Source organism: Microlunatus flavus, assembly GCF_900110855.1.
Classification (GTDB): domain Bacteria; phylum Actinomycetota; class Actinomycetes; order Propionibacteriales; family Propionibacteriaceae; genus Microlunatus; species Microlunatus flavus.
In genome coordinates this window covers 24,779-43,549 of sequence record NZ_FOFA01000012.1, presented here as the reverse complement: position 1 = coordinate 43,549, position 18,771 = coordinate 24,779, and the positions used below count along the sequence as shown (strand labels likewise).

Sequence of the window (18,771 nt, the reverse complement as noted above, 5' to 3'; positions counted from 1 at the left end):
GACCCCTCCGCCGTGGCCTCGCGAACTCCGGTTCGCACCCGGGACAAGGAGCGCACGATGCAGGTCTCACCCGAAGAGCCCGGAGCCGGCCAGGCCTTCCGCCCCGTCGGCACCGTCGCGAGCCCGGCGGTGTCGCGCCGGAACCTGCTCGGCCTGGCCGCCGCCCTCGGGGGCGGCGTGGCGATCAGCCCCTGGCTGACCGCCTGCTCGTCGGGCACGAGCGCGACGGCGCCGGCCCCCGGCGCGGCCGGGTCACCCGGTGCCGCCGGCGGGACGCTCACCGTCGGCATCAGCTCCACCCCCGACACGCTCGACCCCGGGGCGACCGGCCTGGCCCTGACGCTGCTGATCTCGATGGCGGTCTTCGACCCGCTGGTGTGGTGGCTGCCGACCGGCACGGACGGCGCCGGCGAGTTCGTCCCCGGGCTCGCGTCCAGCTACAAGGTCTCCGCCGACGCGTCGGTCTACACCTTCACGCTGCGCGACGACGTCGTCTTCCACGACGGCACGAAGTTCGACGCGAGCGCGGTCAAGGCGACGTACGACCACGTCGTCGACCCGGCCACGAAGTCGAAGAGCGGCCTGGGCGCGCTCGGCCCGTACAAGCAGACGAAGATCATCGACGACCGCACCGTCGAGATCAGCTTCACCGAGCCCAACGCCGGCTTCCTGCACCAGCAGGCGGCCGGCAACTTCGGCATCGCCTCGCCCACCGCGCTGAAGAAGTACGGCCCGACCGGCTTCGGCAACAATCCGGTCGGCAGCGGGCCCTTCACGTTCGACAGCTACGCCACCGGCGACCGGCTCACGCTGGTGAAGAACCCGGACTACGCCTGGGGCCCGGCCGTCCTCGGCTCCGGCCCGGCCAAGCTCGACTCGCTGGTGTTCCGGATCGTCGCCGACGACAGCGGGCGCTACAACGCCCTGCAGTCCGGCCAGCTCCAGATCGCCATGAACCTGCCGCCGAACAGCATCGCCGCCGCGCAGAAGACGCAGAAGTTCACGCAGCTGACCATCCCGTCGATCGGCACGCCCACGGGCATGCCCATCAACGTGACCAAGCCGCCGACGGACGACCCGCTGGTGCGCCAGGCGATCCTCCACGCGGTGGACCAGGAGAAGCTGGTCACGAGCGTGCAGTTCGGCGTCAACAAGGCCGCGCACAACGTGCTGACCCCGATCACGCCGGGCTACGCCAAGGACGCGAGCGGGATGTACCCGTACGACCCGGCCAAGGCCGGCCAGCTCCTGGACCAGGCCGGCTGGGTGATGGGGCCGGACAAGGTGCGGACCAAGAACGGCGAGAAGCTCGAGCTGAAGATCATCCTCTACTCCGGCGGCGGGCTCGAGCTGCCGACGCAGTTCGTCGTCTCGCAGCTGTCGGCCGTCGGCTTCGCGGCCTCGACGACGGTCCAGCCCTTCACCACCGCCCAGGTCTCGTTCAACTCCGGCGAGCACAACCTCGGCTCCTTCGGCTACTACGGGGCCGACCCCTACCTGCTCAACATCTGGGTGAACTCCGACGCGATCAAGTCGGGCTTCAACTGGTCGCACTACGCCAACCCCGAGGTGGACTCCATGATCGCCAAGGCGAACGCCACGGCGGACGAGGCCAAGCGGGACGCGCTCTACGAGCAGGTCGGCGAGACGCTCATGAAGGACGCCATCTACCTGCCGCTGTGGGACGTCAACGGCGCCTTCACCATGCCGCCCTCGGTGCAGGGGCTGCACCCGACGTTCAACGGCTACATCACCTTCCACTCGGCCACCACCGGGGCCTGAGCGCCGTGCCCGTCGTCCTTCCTCGTCGACCGGTGCCGGCGCGCCGGGCGGAGGTCTCGTCGTGACCTTCGTCCTGCGCCGGCTCGGCTCGGCGGTCCCGGTGGTGCTCGGGATCACGCTGGTCGCGTTCCTGCTCATCCACGCGATCCCCGGCGACCCGGCGGCGGTGATCCTCTTCGGCGCCAACGCGAGCCCCGAGCAGATCGCCGCGCTGCGCACCCAGCTCGGGCTGGACCGGTCGCTGCCGACGCAGTACCTGGACTTCCTCGGCCAGCTGCTCCACGGGGACCTCGGCACGTCCTACCTCACGTCGAACTCGGTGGCGCACGAGCTGCTGTCCCGGGCGCCGAGCACGATCCTGCTGGCCGTGTCGGCGATCGTCGTCGCCGTCGTGGTGGGCGTGCCGCTCGGCCTGGTCGCCGGGTCCCGCCCGGGCAGCGTGCTCGACCGGCTGGCGCGGGGCATCTCGTTCCTGGGGGTCGCCATCCCGTACTTCTTCCTCGCCCTGCTGCTGGTGCTCCTGCTCAGCGTCCGGCTCGGCTGGCTCCCGGCCATCGACGACGGCACCCCGAAGGGGCTGATCCTGCCGGCGGTCTCGCTGGGCTGGGGCTACGCGGCCATCCTGACCCGGCTGGTGCGGGGCCGGATCATCGAGGAGTACCGCAGCGAGTACGTCCGCTCGGCCCGCGCCCGCGGCTGCGGCGAGGGACGGGTGCTGCTCGCCCACGCGCTGCGCAACTCCGCGATCCCGGCGATCACGACCATCGGCCTGCAGTTCGGCAACATCCTCACCGGCGCCGCGATCACCGAGGTGATCTTCGGCCGCGCCGGCCTCGGGAGCTTTCTCGCGACCTCGATCAGCAACAAGAACATCCCCGTCGTGCAGGGCGCGATCGTGGTGATCGGGATCGGCTACGTGCTGATCAACCTGGTGGTCGACCTCGTGGTCGGCGCCGTCGACCCCCGTACGCGGCTGGCGGGTGCGCGATGACCGTCCCTCTCCTCGGCACGGCGCGGCCGGCCGGGCGCGCCCGCGGCGGTCTCGGCCGCGTCGTCCCCGTCGTGCTGGTGGTGCTCGTCCTCGTGCTGCTGCTGGCGCCGGGCCTGCTCAGCCGCACGGGCCCGGTCGACACCACCGACGCGTTCCTCTCACCGCCCAGCGCCGAGCACTGGTTCGGCACCGACCAGCTCGGGCGCGACGTCTTCAGCCGGACGGTCTTCGGCGCGCGCCCGGTGCTCCTGGCCAGCCTGCTCGGGGTCCTGGTGGCGGTGGTCGCCGGCGTCGCGCTCGGCGTGCTCGCCGGCGCGGCTCCCCGCTGGCTGAACGCCGTCCTGATGCGGGCCGTCGACGTCCTGCTCGCCCTGCCCGTGCTGCTGATCGCCCTCATCCTCATCGCCACCGCCGGCTCGGGCGTGCGCAGCATCGTCATCGCCCTCGGCGTCGCGTTCACCCCGGGCTTCGCGCGGGTGGTGGAGGCGTCGGTGCGCCGGCTGCGCACCGCCGAGTACGTCCAGGCCGCGCACGTCTTCGGGTCGACCGGGCTGCGCACCGCTGTACGCCACCTGCTGCCGAACCTGATGACGGAGGTCGTGGTGCTCGCCAGCAGCGCGGTCGGCTGGGCGGTCCTCACCGCCTCCACCCTCAGCTTCCTCGGGCTCGGCGTGCAGCTGCCGCAGCCGGACTGGGGCAGCGACCTGGCCGCCGGCGCGACGAGCCTCGCCACCTCCTGGTGGCTGGCGACGTTCCCCGGGCTGGCCGTGACGATCACGATCCTGCTCGCGAACTTCACCGGCGACCAGCTGATGAGCGCGCTGGACCCCCGGGACGGGCTGCGCCTGCGGCAGAGCATGCCGCGCCTCCTGGGACGCCGCCCCGCGGGGCCGGCGGAGCCGGGCCGGTCGACCGGCCCGGTCACGACGAACCGGGACGGAGCCGTGGGATGAGCCTGCTCGAGGTGGTCGGCCTGCGGACCGAGATCGAGACGCGCGGCGGCCGGGTCCGGCCGGTGGACGACGTCTCCTTCTCGGTGGCGGCCGGGGAGACGCTCGGCCTGGTGGGCGAGTCGGGCTCCGGCAAGACGATGACCGGGATGTCGATCATCCGGCTGCTGCCGCCGGGCGGCGCCGTCGTCGGTGGGTCGGTCCGCTTCGACGGGGTGGACCTGACGGCCCTCGACGACGACGGCGTGCGGCGGCTCCGCGGCAACGACATCGCGATGATCTCCCAGGACCCGATGACGTCGCTCAACCCGACGCGCACCATCGGCAGCCAGCTGCGGGAGGCGTACCGGATCCACCGGCACGGCTCGCGGCAGGAGGCCGACGCCCGCGCGGTCGAGGTGCTCGAGCTGGTGGGCATGCCCCGTCCTCGCGAGCGGCTCGCGGCCTTCCCGCACGAGCTGTCCGGAGGCATGCGGCAGCGGGTGATGATCGCCATCGGCCTGGTCTGCGAGCCCAAGCTGCTGATCGCCGACGAGCCGACGACGGCGCTGGACGTGTCCATCCAGGCGCAGATCCTCGAGCTGCTCGACGACCTCAAGCGGCGCCTCTCCATGGCCGTCGTGCTCATCACCCACGACATGGGGGTGATCGCCGGGCACGCCGACCGGGTGGCCGTGATGTACGGCGGGCGGATCGTGGAGGAGGCGCCGACGCGAGCGCTGTTCGCCGACCCGCAGCACCGCTACACCGAGGCGCTCTTCGAGTCGATGCCCGACCTCGAGCTCGACCGGCAGGTCGACCTCGCGACGATCCCGGGCACGCCGCCACGGCTGGTCGCGCTCGGTCCGGGCTGCCGGTTCGCCCCCCGCTGCCGCTTCGCGCAGGACGACTGCCGCAGCGCGGACCCCGACCTCGTGGCGGTCGGCACCGACCACGAGCACGCCTGCTTCCACCCCCGCGGCACGACGACGACGGCGGACCTCCCGCGGCGTCGCCGTCGCGAGGTCGCTCAGGGTGCGGGGGCGTCCGGACCGGTCCTCGAGGTCACCGACGTGCACAAGCGCTTCGAGCTGCGCCGGCGCGGGCTCCTCGGGCCACGCCGCGCGGTGCAGGCCGTCTCCGGGGTCAGCCTGCAGGTGCACGCCGGGGAGACGCTCGGCATCGTCGGGGAGTCGGGCTGCGGCAAGACGACCATCGGCCGGATGCTTGTGGGTCTGGAGCAGCCGACCGAGGGGACCATCGCGTTCGAGGGCAGCTCGTTCGCCGGCATGGGACGGCTGGCGTTCCGGCGGCGGCGGCGCGACCTGCAGATGATGTTCCAGGACAGCGCGGCCGCGCTCGACCCGCGGATGACCGTGGCGGCCTGCGTCGCCGAACCGCTGGTCGCCCAGCAGGTGGGGACGCGCGCCGAGCGCGCGGCGGTCGTGGCCGAGCTGCTCGACGCGGTCGGACTGCCCGCCGACGCGGCCGACCGCTACCCCCACGAGTTCTCCGGGGGCCAGCGGCAGCGGATCGCGATGGCCCGGGCCCTGGCGCTGCGCCCGAAGGTCGTGGTCGCCGACGAACCGGTCTCCGCGCTCGACATCTCGGTGCAGGCGCAGATCCTGAACCTGATGCGCTCGCTCCAGGACCGCTTCGGGCTCACGTACGTGGTGATCTCGCACGACCTGTCCCTGCTGAAGTACCTGGCCGACCGCATCGGCGTCATGTACCTCGGGCGCCTGGTCGAGCTGGGGACCAGCGAGGAGGTGTACGGCGCGCCCCGGCACCCGTACACGGCCGGCCTCATCGAGTCGATCCCGCTGCCGGACCCGACGCTGGAGCGGGGCTCGGCGGCGTTGGGCGGCGAGCTGCCGTCGGCGGTGGACCCGCCGAGCGGCTGCCGGTTCCGGACCCGCTGCCCCCGGGCCACCGCGCTCTGCGCCGAGGAGGTCCCGGTGCTGGCCCCCGACGGCGACCTGCACGCGGTCGCCTGCCACCATCCGCTGACCGGCGCGCAGCCGGCCAGGACCCCCCTCGACCTGCAGCCGCAGGGATCGGAGCCCCGGTGACCACCACCACCGTCCGGATCGACCCGACCACGGCCACGACGGCCGACGTGTTCTCCGCCGCGCACCGTCCGGTGCTCGCCGTCGACCCCGGCGAGACCGTCGTCGTCCGCTCGCTCGACGCCTCCGGCTACGTCGAGCGCCAGGAGGTGCCCGGCGAGCGTCGGCCCACGCTGATCGCCGACAGCCGCGGGCACTGCCTCACGGGTCCGATCGAGGTGCGCGGGGCCGAGCCGGGGCAGATGCTCGCGCTGCACCTGCGCTCCCTGCGGCCCGACCCGTGGGGGTGGACGGTCGCCGGCATGCTCGACACCCCCGTCACCCAGCGGCTGGGGCTCGTCGAGGCCGACCCCGCGTGGCTGCTCTGGGACCTCGACGCCGACGCGGGCCGGGGGACCGAGAGCCGCGGCTTCGTCCGCGGGCTGGCGCCGTTCCTCGGCGTGATGGGCGTCGCGCCGTCCGAGCCGGGGGAGCACTCGACGATCCCGCCGCGCGCCGGCTCCGGCGGCAACATCGACTGCAAGGACCTGGTGGCCGGCTCCACGCTCTTCCTCCCGGTCGCCGTGCCGGGCGCGCTGCTCTACCTCGGCGACGGGCACGCCGCGCAGGGCGACGGCGAGGTCGGGGGCACCGCCATCGAGTGCGGCATGACGACGGAGGTGACGGTCGACGTGGTGACCGACCGGCCGCTCGCCGGCGTGCACGCCGAGGCGCCGGTGGGCCGGATCACCTTCGGCTTCGACGCCGACCTCAACGTGGCCACGGGCGACGCGCTGGACGCGATGGTCACCTGGATGCAGCAGCTCTACGGGGTCGAGAAGGCCGAGGCGCTGGCGCTGGCCAGCACCTGCGTCGACCTGCGGGTGACCCAGGTGGCCAACCAGACCTGGGGCGTGCACGCCCTGCTCCCCACCGGCAGCGTCGCGTGAGCGGGCCGGTCAGCGGCGGCCGCTTCGCGCTCGGCGACCTCGAGGTCGAGCGCGGCGGGACGATCCGCGACGCCCAGCTGGCCTGGCAGGCGCACGGGACCCTGTCCCCGACGCGCGACAACGTCGTCGTCTACCCCTGCAGCTACGGCGCGACGAGCGACGACCTCGCCTGGCTGATCGGCCCCGACGGGGTGCTCGACCCGGAGCGGTGGTTCGTCGTCGTGCCGGACATGTTCTCCAACGGCCGCTCGTCCTCCGCGGCCGACGACGACGACTTCCCGGCCGTGGTGACGATGGCCGACAACGTCCGCGCCCAGCACCGCCTGCTGACCTTGCACCTCGGCGTGCGCGAGGTGGCGTGCGCGTACGGGTTCTCGATGGGGGCGGGGCAGGCCTACCACTGGGCCGCCCTGTTCCCCGACCTCGTGCGGCGGGCCGTGGTCGTCTGCGGCAGCTCGCGGACCTCGCTGCACAACCGCGTCTTCCTGTCCGGGCTGCTGCGCGTCCTCGAGGCCGCGCCGGAGCACCTCGGGGGCGGACGGTTCTCGGCCGAGCCGCGGGCGGCGCTCCGCGCGTTCGCGCACGTGTACGCCGGGTGGGGGCTCTCCCAGGACTTCTACCGCGAGCGGCTCTTCGAGACGGCGCTCGGCGCGCCCGACCTGGAGACGTTCCTGCGGACGGACTGGGAGGAGGGGTTCAGCGCCAACCGTGCCGCGAACCTCTACGCCCAGGCCCTCACGTGGCAGGAGGCCGACATCAGCCACGGCGCGTACGGCGACGACCTGCCGACCGCGCTCCGGGCGATCCAGGCGGCGGTCCTGCTGCTGCCCAGCGAGACCGACCTCTACTTCCGGGTGGCGGACAACGAGGCGGACCTGCCGTTCCTCCGGAACGCTCGGCTCGCGCCCATCCCGAGCGTCTGGGGGCACCGGGCCGGCAACCCGCGCACGATCCCCACGGACCTCGACTTCCTCCGCCGGGAGGTACGGGCCTGGCTCGACGCCTGAGCCATCTGCTGAAAGGGGGTCCCTCGATTCGTTCCCTGCTCCGTACCCACGCTCAGCGGGGCTGGCCGTTCCGGATCTGAGGACCCGGATTCAGCGGAACCGTCAGAAACGTGTCGCGCCGAGCACGACGACCAGCGCGATCATGGCGATGCGCATGAGCTTGCCGCCGGTCGTGATCGCCGGCCAGGCGAGGAACGTCAGCCAGACCAGGAACAACCCGATCACCACCAGCGCGAGCAGCGCCACGGGCGCCGGCGCGAGCACCGCGACGGCGAAGAGGGCCACCGTCGCCAGGGGCACGGCCGGCCGGGGCAGCCGGGTCAGGCGGACCAGCAGCGGACGGCTGACGCCCTCGACGCGGGCGCGGAGCGGGCTCAGGGCGACGTCGGGCACCAAGCCAGTGTGACGCACTCGGCGCCGCCGGCGCCTCGGCGAGCGCGGCCCGCCCTCCCCGGAAGTGGTCGCTCCCGGGGTCCGTACGGCGCGCCGTAGGGCGGGGGGCGACCACTTTCCGGGTGAGGCAGGAGGCTCAGAAGGCGCCGAGGGCCACGACCTCCGGGCTCGGCAGGCGCGCGACCAGGCGGTCGAACACGGCCAGCCGGTCGAACTGCCGCGCGTGGTCCCGCGCGGCGAGCTCCATGACCTCGCGCTCGAGGTCGGGCATCCGCAGGGCCTCGTCGAGCGCGTCGGCGATGGCCTGCGGGTCCTCGGTCGGCACGATCAGCGCCGTGTCCCCGACGGCCTCGCCGATCCCGCCCGTGTCGCAGGTGATCACCGGGCCGCCGCCGGCGAGCATCTTCTCGACCAGCGCGATCCCGAAGGTCTCGACGAACTCCGGGCGCGGCTTGCTCGGCAGCACGAACGCGGCGCACCCGGCCATCAGGCCCGGCTTCTCGTCGTCCGACACGTCGTCGAGGAAGCGGATGCGGTCGGCCGCGTCCGAGACCGCGGCGAGGCGCCGCAGCTCGCCGGCCTGCGGCCCGTTGCCGGCGATGACCAGGGTCTTGCCGGCCGCCGCCGGGCTCGCCGCGAAGCCGGCGATCAGGTCGTCGACCCCCTTGGCCGCGGCCAGGCGCGAGAGGTAGAGCACGTACGAGCCCTTGGTCAGCCCGCGGGCGTGCAATACCGCCGCCGTGGTGGCGGGGTCGAGGTCGAGGTAGTCCCGGGTGTTGATCGCCGGGTAGGAGATCGCGACCCGCTCGCGGCAGCGGTCGGCGAAGCGGGTGCCGTGGCGGGCGTCGATCGCCTCGGCGGAGGAGACGACGAGCTCGCGGGTGTACTCCGACACCGCGACCGGGACGTCGCTGCCGAGGAACGCGGTGAGCACCTGCGCCGCCGCACCGAACTGCTCGTGCTCGACGCAGCTGCGCACGACGTTGGTGACGTCGGACCCGACGGCCTCGGCGATCGTCGTGACGTTCACGGGCAGGCCGGTCTCGTGCGCCACCCGGACGGCCTCGCTCACGGCCAGCGTGTGCGGGCTCAGGTAGAGCGACATCGCCACGGTCGGGACGCCGTCGGTGAAGAGCTCGACGAGCCGGCCGACCAGGCCGGAGAGGTAGCGCCCGTCGGGGACGCGGTAGTCGCCGACGGGTTCGGGGCGCTCGACCTCGATGCCGTCGCTGTAGGGCTGGACGCTCTCGAGCGGCTTGAGCGGCAGGCCGGCCTCGAGCAGTCGCTCGACCGGCCAGGTGACGATCTTGACCTCGCTGAAGCCGCGCACCAGCGCGGCCTCCGCCAGGTTGCGGGCCTCGCCGGAGTGCCCGCAGATGACGGGGTCGGCGCGGACGACGATCACCAGCCGGCGGCGCGTACGGGCGCGCGGCCGGCGCCGGCGTGACGGCCGGGGGCCTTCGGGAAGCGGGGTCATGTCGGCTCCTCTCGTGGTGCTTGGGGTGATGGACGGCTGGTGCTGGTGCTGGCGGTGGAGGTCGGTGGGTGGGCGCCGGCTGCTGCTCAGCCGGCGTTGGTGAGCGGGACGGGCGCCGGGGAGGGGGCTGGATGCCCGGCGCCCCGCGCCGTCACCGAGGGCGGACGGCTCGTGGTGCCCCAGGACGACGGCCTCGGGCCCAGGTCGACCCGGAGCGTGCCGCCGCGGTGCAGGTCGCGCGCGCTGATCCAGCTCTGCGTCCACGGCCGGTCGTTGAAGGTCACCGACTGCACGTACTGCGGTGCGCCATCGGGTGACGGTTCGACGAAGCCGCTCGTGGTGATCTCGAGCTGCTCGCGCCCGAGCTGCACCCGCGACCACGCGAAGGACGGCGCGTTGATCATGTAGAGCCCCTGGCCGGCGACGGGGAACAGCCCGAGGCTCGCCCAGACGTACCAGGAGCTGAGGCCTCCGGAGTCGTCGTTGCCGGGCAGGCCGCCGCGTCCGAGCCCGAACATGTTCTCGACGACCCCGTGGACGATCTCCGCAGTTCGGTCGGGCCGGCCGAGGTAGTGGTAGGCCCACGGGGCCTCCATGTCGGGCTCGTTGTTGAGGCCCTCGAAGCGGTTGAGCGCGTAGCCGGCGGCCAGCTCGGAGACCTGCGGCCGTTCGCCCACCTGGGTGACGGGCTCGGCGCCGAAGCCGAAGAACGTGTCGAGGAGCGCGAGGTACGCCTCTTCGCCGCCCGCGAGGTCGATGCGGGCCTGCATGTCGTGCAGCACGCGGAACGAGTAGTTCCAGCGCCCGCCCTCGTAGAAGGAGGAGTCGACGAGCAGCCCGGTCCCGGGGTCGAACGCGTTGACCCACCGCGTCGCCAGCCCCTCGAGCTGCGTGGCGAGCGCCTGGTCGCCGACGTGGCGCGCCACCTTGGCAGTGCAGTGGTAGCCGAACGCGAGGTCGAGGGTGTGCGTCACCGGGTGCACGACCCCGCGCAGCAGGTACTCCTCGCCATACGCGCGCCGCAGGTCGAGGTCCATGTGGACCAGCGCCCAGTCCCAGTCGACGCCCGGCACGCCGAGCGTGCACAGGTCGGCGAGGAACGTCTGCGCGAGCGCGCTGCCCTGCCGGGAGAAGCGGTCCACGCCCTTGGCCATGCGGTAGCCGATGGGGAGGTTGCCCTCCTCCTCGGCGATGTTGATCAAGGCGTTCGCGAGCTCGGCGGCGCGCGCGGGGAACAGCGCCGTGATCAACGGCAGCTGCGTGCGGTAGATGTCCCACATGGTGCAGACGTCGAAGGCGAAGGGCCCGTTCGCGGGCCAGAACGGGCTCTCGTCGGCGGCGAAGCAGGGCTTGATCAACGAGTGGTAGAGCGCCGTGTAGAAGATCGCCCGCCGCTCGGCGGACGGCGTCTCCACCCGGATCCGGCCCAGGTGCTCGCGCCAGCGGGCGCCCGTGTCGGCGCGACGCGACTCGAACGTGTCCGGCGCCGACACCGGGAGGGTCGGGTCCTCGGGGAGGTCGGTGCGGCGCACCTCGACGCGCTCGCGCGACGCCGCGTCGTGGCGCAGGTTCGCGCGGGCCTGGGCCTCGCCGCGCAACGAGAAGCCCAACCGCAGCTCGACGACCTGGCCGGGCTCGGACCGGCCCCTCCACATGAGGCCGAACGGCCGCAGCGTGGTCGGCCGGATCCGGTCGAAGTCCATCCGCGTGCCGCCCTGCATGAGCCGGCGGTCGTACCAGAGCAGCTGGCGCCAGTCGCCGCCGTCGAGCTCGACGTGGGTGGCGAGCGGCGTGCCCTCCACGACGACCTCCGCCGCGGCGACCGAGGGGCTGAGCGTCTCCAGGTGGGCGCGCAGCGGGACGGTCGCGCCGTACGGGATCGTCAGCCCGCCCATCGAGAAGTCGATCACCACGCGGGCGTCCGCGTGCGCGCCGAAGGTGTAGCGGTGCACGGCGCTCTTGGGCCCGACCGTGAGCTCGCAGCGGATGCCGTCCGGGCTCGCGCCCGTCGCGCTCCCTGAGCCTGTCGCGCTCCCCGAGCCTGTCGCGCTCCCCGAACCTGTCGCGCTCCCCGAGCCTGTCGAGGGGCGGCCGCCGAGCGTGCAGGCGTAGTAGCCGGGCTCGGCCACCTCGTCGGTGATGCGCCAGGTCGTGCCGAGGGCGTCGAGCGGCTCGACCATCGGGGTGACGCGGAAGTAGTTGTAGTACTTGCGGATCGCGCCGGTGCCGGACTGCTGGAAGTGCGTGAAGCCTGACGCGACCGGCGAGTCGTGCAGCCGCGGCGGGACCCCCTCGGTGTTGAGCTCGTAGAGCCCGTAGCCCGTCGGGTAGGCGCCGGAGTAGGCGCACGCCGACACCATGCCGAAGGGGTACGTCGCGCCCGGGTGCGTGTTGCCGACCTGCGGCTTGGGCCACCACCACGTGGCGGCCAGCCCGACCGGCGGCGGCAGGTCGGTGGCTGAGGACCCGACGAAGGGGTCCACGTGCTCGATCATGATCACCGCCTCCGTCAGGTCGTCGGGTCGAAGCTGGTCGTACGGCGGTGGTGGAGCGGGGGTCCCCGAGTCCCGCGAGCCTAGGGACGGCGGGTGTCTCGTGGGTTGCGAACAGGTGACGGTTCGCCATCGGATTGGTCACGGTTCTCTTTCGGGCGGACGCTCCCTGAGCTTGTCGAAGGGCCACGAAGTGGTCGGCGTCTCGTGGGCAGACGCCCCCTGAGCTTGTCGAAGGGCCACGAAGTGGTAGGCGTTCTTCGCGGGCAGACGCTCCCTGAGCTTGTCGAAGGGCCACGAAGTGGTCGGCGTCTCGTGGGCAGACGCTCCCTGAGCTTGTCGAAGGGCCACGAAGTGGTCGGCGTTCCTTGTGGGCAGACGCTCCCTGAGCTTGTCGAAGGGCCACGAAGTGGTAGGCGTTCTTCGCGGGACAGGGCGACGCCGACCCGTTCCGGGCCCTTCGACGAGCTCAGGGAGCGTCCGCGGGCTCGTCCTATGAGCGTGGCGGGTCCTTCGACAAGCTCAGGGCGCGTCGGCAGACTGGCGTCCATGATCGTGATCACGCGGTTCGAGGTGCCGGAGGGCGAGACCGAGGACTTCCTCGAGCGTGCGGAGGCGGCGACGGCGGTGCTGCGGCGCCGGGAGGGGCTGCGCTCGCTCGACCTCGCGCGGAACCTCGACGAACCTGAGCTGTGGACGATCACCGCCCGGTGGGACGACGTCGGCTCCTACCGCCGTGCGCTGTCGGGCATCGAGTCGCGCTCGGTGGTCGTGCCGCTGCTGTCGCGCGCGATCGACGAGCCGACGGCGTACGAGGACCCCGACCTCGTCGGCCCGAACCTCGCGCGGGGCTCCGTCCGGCCGCTGTGAGCCCGCTGCCGACGGCCTACGGAACCGTCACCCGCAGGTCGGCGAGGTCGACGTCGCCGTCCGAGCCGGCCGCCCACTGGTCGGTGTCGCCGCCGCGGAACACCGACCAGTCGAGATGCGTGACGTGCACGTCGGGGTCGGTGCGGTAGACGAGGTCCTCGCGGTGCAGGACGGGGATGCCGTCGAGCCAGGCGTCGAGGACGCCGTCGGCGTTCCCGAGGGTGTTGAGGACGTAGCACTGCCGCACCTGGTGCCAGACGCCGTCGGCGAAGCCGCGCCCCCAGTAGAGGTCGTCGCCGTACCGACCGGCCTGGCCCGGGTGGTAGAGGTACGTGGTCGCGAGGTCCGGCAGGCCCGACTCGCGCACGGTCCGGGACAGCGACGGCCCCAGCCACATGACGCGTCCCGACCAGCCGCGGTCGGTGGAGCCGCCGCCGGTGGGGACGCCGGGTGAGACGCCCGGGGCGACGCCGAGCAGGCCGGGCAGCTTGCCGCCGGCGGACCACTCGAAGCCGGTGGAGAAGCGCACGTCGTACGTCACGCAGGCGGCGTCGTGGTCCTGCTCCTTGAGCGGCACGACGAGCACGTTCCCGTCGCCCGGCGCGTCGTTGCGCGCGAGGATCCGGCCGGCGGCCAACCGCGTACGGACGAAGACGCGGCCGTCGGGGTCGCGCTCGTAGGTCATGGCGTCGTAGTCGGCCTCCCGCGGCGTGGCCTTGCCGACCTCGCGGCGGAAGGACGTCGGCGTGACGGGTCCCTCCGTCACGTCGTCGAAGCGCGCGTCCAGGATCGTGCGGTCGGCGGCTCCTGACGGAGCGCCGCCGCCGGGAGGGGCCGAGGCGTCGGGGGACGGGGCACCGGCGGAGGTCGGCGGTCCGGCCGTGGCGGCCGGCCGGTCATCGGCGACCGGGGTGCCGCAGGCGGCCGCGGTCGCGAGGAGCAGGACCGTGAGGGCCACCAGCCGCAGGCCGGTCCTGCGGGGGTGCGTCATTGGGGCTTCGCGGCTGCCTTCGGCGAGAGGTGGACGTGCGGGGCGAGGACGGGCTTCCACCCGGCCGCGACGACGGCGTCGAGGAGGAACCGCAGCGCGTCGACCGACTGCGAACGGTCACCCCCGCCATCGTGCATCAAGACGACGGCCCCCGGGTGAAGGTTCGCCACGACCCGGCGCACGATCGCCAGGCTGCCCGGGCGCGACCAGTCCTTGGGGTCGTCGCTCCAGCGGAGGGGACCGAGGGAGTGCGCGTCCATGGCGCGGACGACCTTCGTGTCCCAGGTCCCGCCGGGCTGGCGGTAGAAGGTCACGGGGGTGCCCTTCGGCGCGGCGCCGACCACGTCGCGCAGCCCGTCGCCGACCTCCGCGTCCACGTACGCCTGGCCCTTGCGGCCCATGAGGACGTCGTGGTCGCGGCTGTGGTCGCAGAGCTCGTGGCCGGCGGCCACCTCCTCGTGGACCAGGGTCGGGTACGCCCGGGCCTGCTGGCCGATCAGGCAGAAGACGGCGTGCACGTGGTGCTGCGCGAGCAGCGCGAGGACCTGGCGCGTCGAGCCCGGCCACGGCCCGTCGTCGAAGGTGAACGACATCGTCGCCCCGTGCCCGCGCGGCACCGTGATGCTGTGACCGTGGAACGAGCCCACCCAGACGTCGGGCGTCGGCGACGGGCTCGGCGTCGGGCTCGCCGGGCCGGCGGTGGGGGAGGCGGGCGCGGCGCCCGGGCTGCTCGGTGCGACCGACGGTGTCGCCGGGTTCAGCGAGCTCGGCGCTCCCGTCGGGCTGGTCGGGGTCGCCGGCGGGACCGTCCCGCACGCGCCGAGCCCGAGGAGGCCGGCGCCCAGCAGCGCGCCGGCCGGGAGCGCGCGCTTCCACCGGGACGAGCGGGCGCAGGCAGGGTCCTTGCTTCTCACCGGGGCATCCTGACGCCTTCCGCTGAGCAGCGGGCGCGGCGCGCGCGGGCGGCCGGACGTCGGCTCGGTGAACGTCCGGGTCGTTCCCGGTAGGCTGGGCGGTCGTGCCGTCCCAGCCGGGGGCGGCGAACGACCGCACGTCTTATCTGAAGACTTGGAGCTCGCAACCGTGGCGCCGACCACCCTCGACAACGTCATCAGCCTCTGCAAGCGGAGGGGTTTCGTCTTCCCCTCCGGCGAGATCTACGGCGGGACGCGGTCGGCCTGGGACTACGGGCCCCTGGGCACCGAGCTCAAGGAGAACATCAAGCGCCAGTGGTGGCGCTCGGTCGTGCAGGGCCGCGACGACGTCGTCGGCCTCGACTCCTCGGTCATCCTGCCCCGCCAGGTGTGGGTCGCCTCCGGCCACGTCGGCGTCTTCACCGACCCGCTCGTCGAGTGCCTGCACTGCCACAAGCGCTTCCGCGCGGACCACCTGCAGGAGGGCTACGCGGACAAGCACCACGTCGCCGACCCGGACACCGTCGACCTCGGGGTCGTGCCGTGCCCGAACTGCGGCACCCGCGGCCAGTACACCGAGCCGCGCGACTTCAACATGATGCTCAAGACCTACCTCGGCCCGGTCGAGGACGAGTCCGGCCTGCACTACCTGCGCCCCGAGACGGCGCAGGGCATCTTCGTGAACTTCGCGAACGTCGTGCAGACCTCGCGCAAGAAGCCGCCGTTCGGCATCGGGCAGGTCGGCAAGAGCTTCCGCAACGAGATCACGCCGGGCAACTTCATCTTCCGCACCCGCGAGTTCGAGCAGATGGAGATGGAGTTCTTCGTCGTGCCGGGCAGCGACGAGGAGTGGCACCAGTACTGGATCGACGAGCGCACCCGCTGGTACACCGACCTCGGCATCGACCCGGCCAACCTGCGCCACTTCGAGCACCCGAAGGAGAAGCTGTCGCACTACTCGAAGCGCACCGTCGACATCGAGTACCGCTTCGGCTTCGCGGGCGGTGAGTTCGGCGAGCTCGAGGGCATCGCGAACCGCACCGACTTCGACCTCAAGACGCACTCCGAGCACTCCGGCACCGACCTGTCGTTCTTCGACCAGGCGAGCGGCGAGCGGTTCACGCCGTACGTCATCGAGCCCGCGGCCGGTCTGACCCGCTCGCTGATGGCGTTCCTCATCGACGCCTACGTCGAGGACGAGGCGCCGAACACCAAGGGCGGCGTCGACAAGCGCACCGTGCTCCGGCTCGACCCGCGCCTCGCGCCGGTCAAGGCCGCCGTGCTGCCGCTGTCGCGCAACGAGGCCCTCTCGCCCAAGGCGCGCGACCTCGCCGCCACGCTGCGCAGGCACTGGAACGTCGACTTCGACGACGCGCAGGCCATCGGGCGCCGCTACCGCCGCCAGGACGAGATCGGCACGCCGTTCTGCGTGACGGTCGACTTCGACACCCTCGAGGACGACGCCGTCACGATCCGCGAGCGCGACCAGATGACGCAGGACCGCGTCTCGCTCGACAAGGTCGTCGAGTACCTGGGCGCCCGCCTCCCGGGCTGCTGATCATGGCCGCGCCCGCCCCCACCGCTGCACGTCCCGTCGTCGAGCTCGCCCCGATGGCGGGCGTGACGAACGCGGCGTACCGGCAGCTGTGCCGCGAGCAGCACGAGGCCGGCGGCGGGACGGGCGGATTGTTCGTCTGCGAGATGATCACGAGCCGCGGCATCGTCGAGCGCGACCGCAAGACGATGGCGATGCTGCAGTTCGACCCGGGGGAGACGACGCGCAGCGTCCAGCTCTACGGCGTCGACCCGGCGACCATGGCCGACGCGACGCAGATCCTCTGCGAGGACTTCGCCGTGCGCCACGTCGACCTGAACTTCGGCTGCCCGGTCCCCAAGGTCACCCGCAAGGGCGGCGGCGCGGCGCTGCCCTGGAAGCGCGACCGGCTGCGGGCGATCCTGCGCTCCGTCGTGGCTGCGGCGCGCCCGTACGGCGTCCCCGTCACGATGAAGACGCGCATCGGCATCGACGACGAGCACGTGACCTACCTCGACGCGGGCACGATCGCCGAGGAGGAGGGCTGCGCCTCGATCGCGCTGCACGGCCGTACGGCGCAGCAGTCCTACTCCGGCCACGCCGACTGGTCGACGATCGCCAAGCTCAAGGAGCACGTCGCGATCCCGGTGCTCGGCAACGGCGACGTCTGGGAGGCCGACGACGCCGTCCGGATGCTCGACCAGACCGGCGCCGACGGCGTGGTCGTCGGGCGCGGCTGCCTGGGCCGGCCGTGGCTGTTCCACGACCTGGCCGTGGCGCTGGGTGGGGGCCCGGACACCGGCCGCCGCGCGCTGCCGACGTCCGGCGAGGTCGCGGCGACCATCCGCCGCCACGCGCAGCTGCTCGCCGGCCTGCAGACCGACCCCGAGCACGGCGAGCGCCGGGCACTGACCGACCTGCGCAAGCACATGGCGTGGTACCTCAAGGGCTACCCGGTCGGCGGCGACGCCCGCCGGGCGCTGGCCATGGTGTCGTCGTTCGACGAGCTCGACACCGCGCTGGACGCGCTCGACCCCGACCTGGCGTTCCCGGTCGCCGAGCTCGGCACCCCGCGCGGCCGCCAGGGCGCCCCGCGCTCCAAGGTGGCCCTGCCCGAGCACTGGCTGGACGACACCAGCGGCGCCACGCTCGATCTGGGTGACGCCGAGAGCGATGTCTCCGGAGGCTGAGCGCGCGGAGGTCTTCGAGCCTGCCGACGGGACCGTCCCCTCGCTGCGCGCCCAGCTGTGGGCCGAGACGATGCGCGGGCACGGCGACCCCCACCAGACGGGGCTCGTGCGCGCCCACGCCGCCTCGCACGCCCGCGTCGGGCCCGGCCGGACCGTCGACCGCCTCGCGCGGGAGGCGTACGAGCGTGAGGTCCTGCGACCCGGCGCGACCCTCGCCGAGGGCGCGGGCCACCGGGCGCGGCCCGAGGAGCCGGACCCGGAGCGGACCTGCTTCGAGCGCGACCGCGACCGGGTCGTCCACTCCACCGCGTTCCGCCGGCTCGCCGGCAAGACGCAGGTCGTGGTGCACCCGACCGACCACCAGCGCACCCGGCTGACGCACGCCCTGGAGGTCGCCCAGATCGCGACCTCGATCGCGCGCGGGGTCGGCGTGAACGCGACCCTCGCCGACGCCATCGCGCTCGGCCACGACTGCGGCCACGGGCCGGGCGGGCACGCCAGCGAGGACGCCTTCGACGCGTTCGTGCCGGGCGGGTTCGACCACGGCCCGTGGGGGGCCGACGTGTCGCTCGCCGACCTCAACCTGTGCGCCGAGACCCTCGACGGCATCCGGAACCATTCGTGGTCGCGTCCCGCGCCGACGACCGTCGAGGGCGAGATCGTGAGCTGGGCCGACCGCATCGCCTACTGCGCGCACGACCTCGAGGACGCCGTCCACGCCGGCATCGTGGCGGCCGACGAGATCCCTGCCGTCGTGGCCGAGGTGGCCGGTCGTACGCGGCGCGAGCAGCTCGGCCACTTCGTCCGGGCCGTGGTGCGTGCTGTCGAGGAGCACGGCGAGGTCGGCATGGCCGCGGACTCGGCGGCCGCGCTGGCGTCGCTGCGGGCCTTCAACTACGAGCGGATCTACGTCCGGCCCGAGTCGCTGGCCCAGTCTCACGCGGTCGTGCGGGTGCTGCAGGCCCTCGTCGAGCACTTCGCGGCCCGTCCGGACGCGCTGCCGGCGACCGTGGTGCGGACCGACGACCACGTCCGCGACGCCGTCACCTACGTCGCCGGCATGACCGACCGCTTCGCCTTCGACCTGGCCGTCCGTGACCTCGGCTGGGACGCCGCCCTCCTGCCGCACCCCGCCGAGCGGTAGGTTGCCGCGCCGTCTACTCGAGGAGATGGCGCGGCAACCTACCTCTCGTGGGTCTTGGG

General features: G+C 73.2%; 14 protein-coding genes and 1 pseudogene. 10 read left to right on the top strand and 5 right to left on the bottom strand.

What is annotated here, in order from left to right:
- The first annotated feature begins 57 nt into the window (after positions 1-57).
- From BMY04_RS20660 to BMY04_RS20635, 6 genes and pseudogenes are all read left to right on the top strand, one after another.
- On the top strand, positions 58-1,782 hold the full coding sequence (locus BMY04_RS20660; RefSeq protein ID WP_091186276.1) for an ABC transporter substrate-binding protein: 1,725 nt from the start codon (positions 58-60) through the stop codon (positions 1,780-1,782).
- Between the two features lie 61 nt (positions 1,783-1,843).
- Positions 1,844-2,773 (top strand): ABC transporter permease, encoded by a 930-nt coding sequence (locus tag BMY04_RS20655; protein WP_091186273.1) that lies wholly within the window; start codon positions 1,844-1,846, stop codon positions 2,771-2,773.
- 299 nt (positions 2,774-3,072) lie between these two features.
- Positions 3,073-3,726 (top strand): annotated as a pseudogene (locus tag BMY04_RS20650) (ABC transporter permease); the annotation flags it as partial.
- The gene (locus tag BMY04_RS20645) at positions 3,723-5,774 is read left to right on the top strand and encodes a dipeptide ABC transporter ATP-binding protein (protein ID WP_091186264.1); all 2,052 of its coding nucleotides are present in this window, start codon (positions 3,723-3,725) and stop codon (positions 5,772-5,774) included. The pseudogene BMY04_RS20650 and the gene BMY04_RS20645, both read left to right, overlap by 4 nt.
- Positions 5,771-6,700: an acetamidase/formamidase family protein gene (locus BMY04_RS20640; RefSeq protein ID WP_091186261.1), complete on the top strand. Its 930-nt coding sequence runs from the start codon at positions 5,771-5,773 to the stop codon at positions 6,698-6,700. Before BMY04_RS20645 ends, BMY04_RS20640 begins: the two co-directional genes overlap by 4 nt.
- Positions 6,697-7,707 carry an alpha/beta fold hydrolase gene (locus BMY04_RS20635; RefSeq protein WP_091186258.1) on the top strand — a complete coding sequence of 337 codons (1,011 nt, stop codon included), beginning with the start codon at positions 6,697-6,699 and terminating at the stop codon, positions 7,705-7,707. The genes BMY04_RS20640 and BMY04_RS20635 overlap by 4 nt, the downstream gene beginning before the upstream one ends.
- Before the next feature lie 102 nt (positions 7,708-7,809).
- On the opposite strand, the gene BMY04_RS20630 is transcribed toward BMY04_RS20635, so the two are convergent.
- From BMY04_RS20630 to BMY04_RS20620, 3 genes are all read right to left on the bottom strand, one after another.
- On the bottom strand, positions 7,810-8,100 hold the full coding sequence (locus tag BMY04_RS20630; protein ID WP_091186255.1) for a DUF6703 family protein: 291 nt from the start codon (positions 8,098-8,100) through the stop codon (positions 7,810-7,812).
- 136 nt (positions 8,101-8,236) lie between these two features.
- Positions 8,237-9,577 carry a glycosyltransferase gene (locus tag BMY04_RS20625; protein ID WP_091186250.1) on the bottom strand — a complete coding sequence of 447 codons (1,341 nt, stop codon included), beginning with the start codon at positions 9,575-9,577 and terminating at the stop codon, positions 8,237-8,239.
- 86 nt (positions 9,578-9,663) lie between these two features.
- Positions 9,664-12,072: a glycoside hydrolase domain-containing protein gene (locus tag BMY04_RS20620; protein ID WP_091186465.1), complete on the bottom strand. Its 2,409-nt coding sequence runs from the start codon at positions 12,070-12,072 to the stop codon at positions 9,664-9,666.
- Positions 12,073-12,618: 546 nt separating this feature from the next.
- On the opposite strand from BMY04_RS20620, the gene BMY04_RS20615 reads away from it, so the two are divergent.
- Positions 12,619-12,939, top strand: a complete 321-nt coding sequence (locus tag BMY04_RS20615) for an antibiotic biosynthesis monooxygenase family protein (RefSeq protein ID WP_091186246.1) — start codon at positions 12,619-12,621, stop codon at positions 12,937-12,939.
- A gap of 16 nt (positions 12,940-12,955) precedes the next feature.
- On the opposite strand, the gene BMY04_RS22965 is transcribed toward BMY04_RS20615, so the two are convergent.
- Positions 12,956-13,930, bottom strand: coding sequence for a polysaccharide lyase (locus tag BMY04_RS22965; protein ID WP_091186242.1), 975 nt, complete (start codon positions 13,928-13,930; stop codon positions 12,956-12,958).
- Positions 13,927-14,844, bottom strand: coding sequence for a polysaccharide deacetylase family protein (locus tag BMY04_RS20605; protein WP_198410318.1), 918 nt, complete (start codon positions 14,842-14,844; stop codon positions 13,927-13,929). Before BMY04_RS20605 ends, BMY04_RS22965 begins: the two co-directional genes overlap by 4 nt.
- 169 nt (positions 14,845-15,013) lie before the next feature.
- On the opposite strand from BMY04_RS20605, the gene BMY04_RS20600 reads away from it, so the two are divergent.
- From BMY04_RS20600 to BMY04_RS20590, 3 genes are all read left to right on the top strand, one after another.
- Positions 15,014-16,402 (top strand): glycine--tRNA ligase, encoded by a 1,389-nt coding sequence (locus tag BMY04_RS20600; protein ID WP_170854252.1) that lies wholly within the window; start codon positions 15,014-15,016, stop codon positions 16,400-16,402.
- 2 nt (positions 16,403-16,404) lie between these two features.
- Positions 16,405-17,568, top strand: coding sequence for a tRNA dihydrouridine synthase DusB (dusB, locus tag BMY04_RS20595; RefSeq protein ID WP_091186236.1), 1,164 nt, complete (start codon positions 16,405-16,407; stop codon positions 17,566-17,568).
- Between the two features lie 70 nt (positions 17,569-17,638).
- Positions 17,639-18,712, top strand: a complete 1,074-nt coding sequence (locus BMY04_RS20590) for an HD domain-containing protein (RefSeq protein WP_091186457.1) — start codon at positions 17,639-17,641, stop codon at positions 18,710-18,712.
- The last annotated feature ends 59 nt before the right edge of the window (positions 18,713-18,771 follow it).

Bases quoted from the DNA above. Each gene is read 5' to 3' on its own strand.
- BMY04_RS20660 (WP_091186276.1), top strand. From the start codon at position 58: ATGCAGGTCTCACCCGAAGAGCCCGGAGCCGGCCAGGCCTTCCGCCCC.
- BMY04_RS20645 (WP_091186264.1), top strand. From the start codon at position 3,723: ATGAGCCTGCTCGAGGTGGTCGGCCTGCGGACCGAGATCGAGACGCGC.
- BMY04_RS20625 (WP_091186250.1), bottom strand. From the start codon at position 9,577: ATGACCCCGCTTCCCGAAGGCCCCCGGCCGTCACGCCGGCGCCGGCCG.
- BMY04_RS20620 (WP_091186465.1), bottom strand. From the start codon at position 12,072: ATGATCGAGCACGTGGACCCCTTCGTCGGGTCCTCAGCCACCGACCTG.
- BMY04_RS20615 (WP_091186246.1), top strand. From the start codon at position 12,619: ATGATCGTGATCACGCGGTTCGAGGTGCCGGAGGGCGAGACCGAGGAC.
- BMY04_RS22965 (WP_091186242.1), bottom strand. From the start codon at position 13,930: ATGACGCACCCCCGCAGGACCGGCCTGCGGCTGGTGGCCCTCACGGTC.
- dusB (WP_091186236.1), top strand. From the start codon at position 16,405: ATGGCCGCGCCCGCCCCCACCGCTGCACGTCCCGTCGTCGAGCTCGCC.
- BMY04_RS20590 (WP_091186457.1), top strand. From the start codon at position 17,639: ATGCGCGGGCACGGCGACCCCCACCAGACGGGGCTCGTGCGCGCCCAC.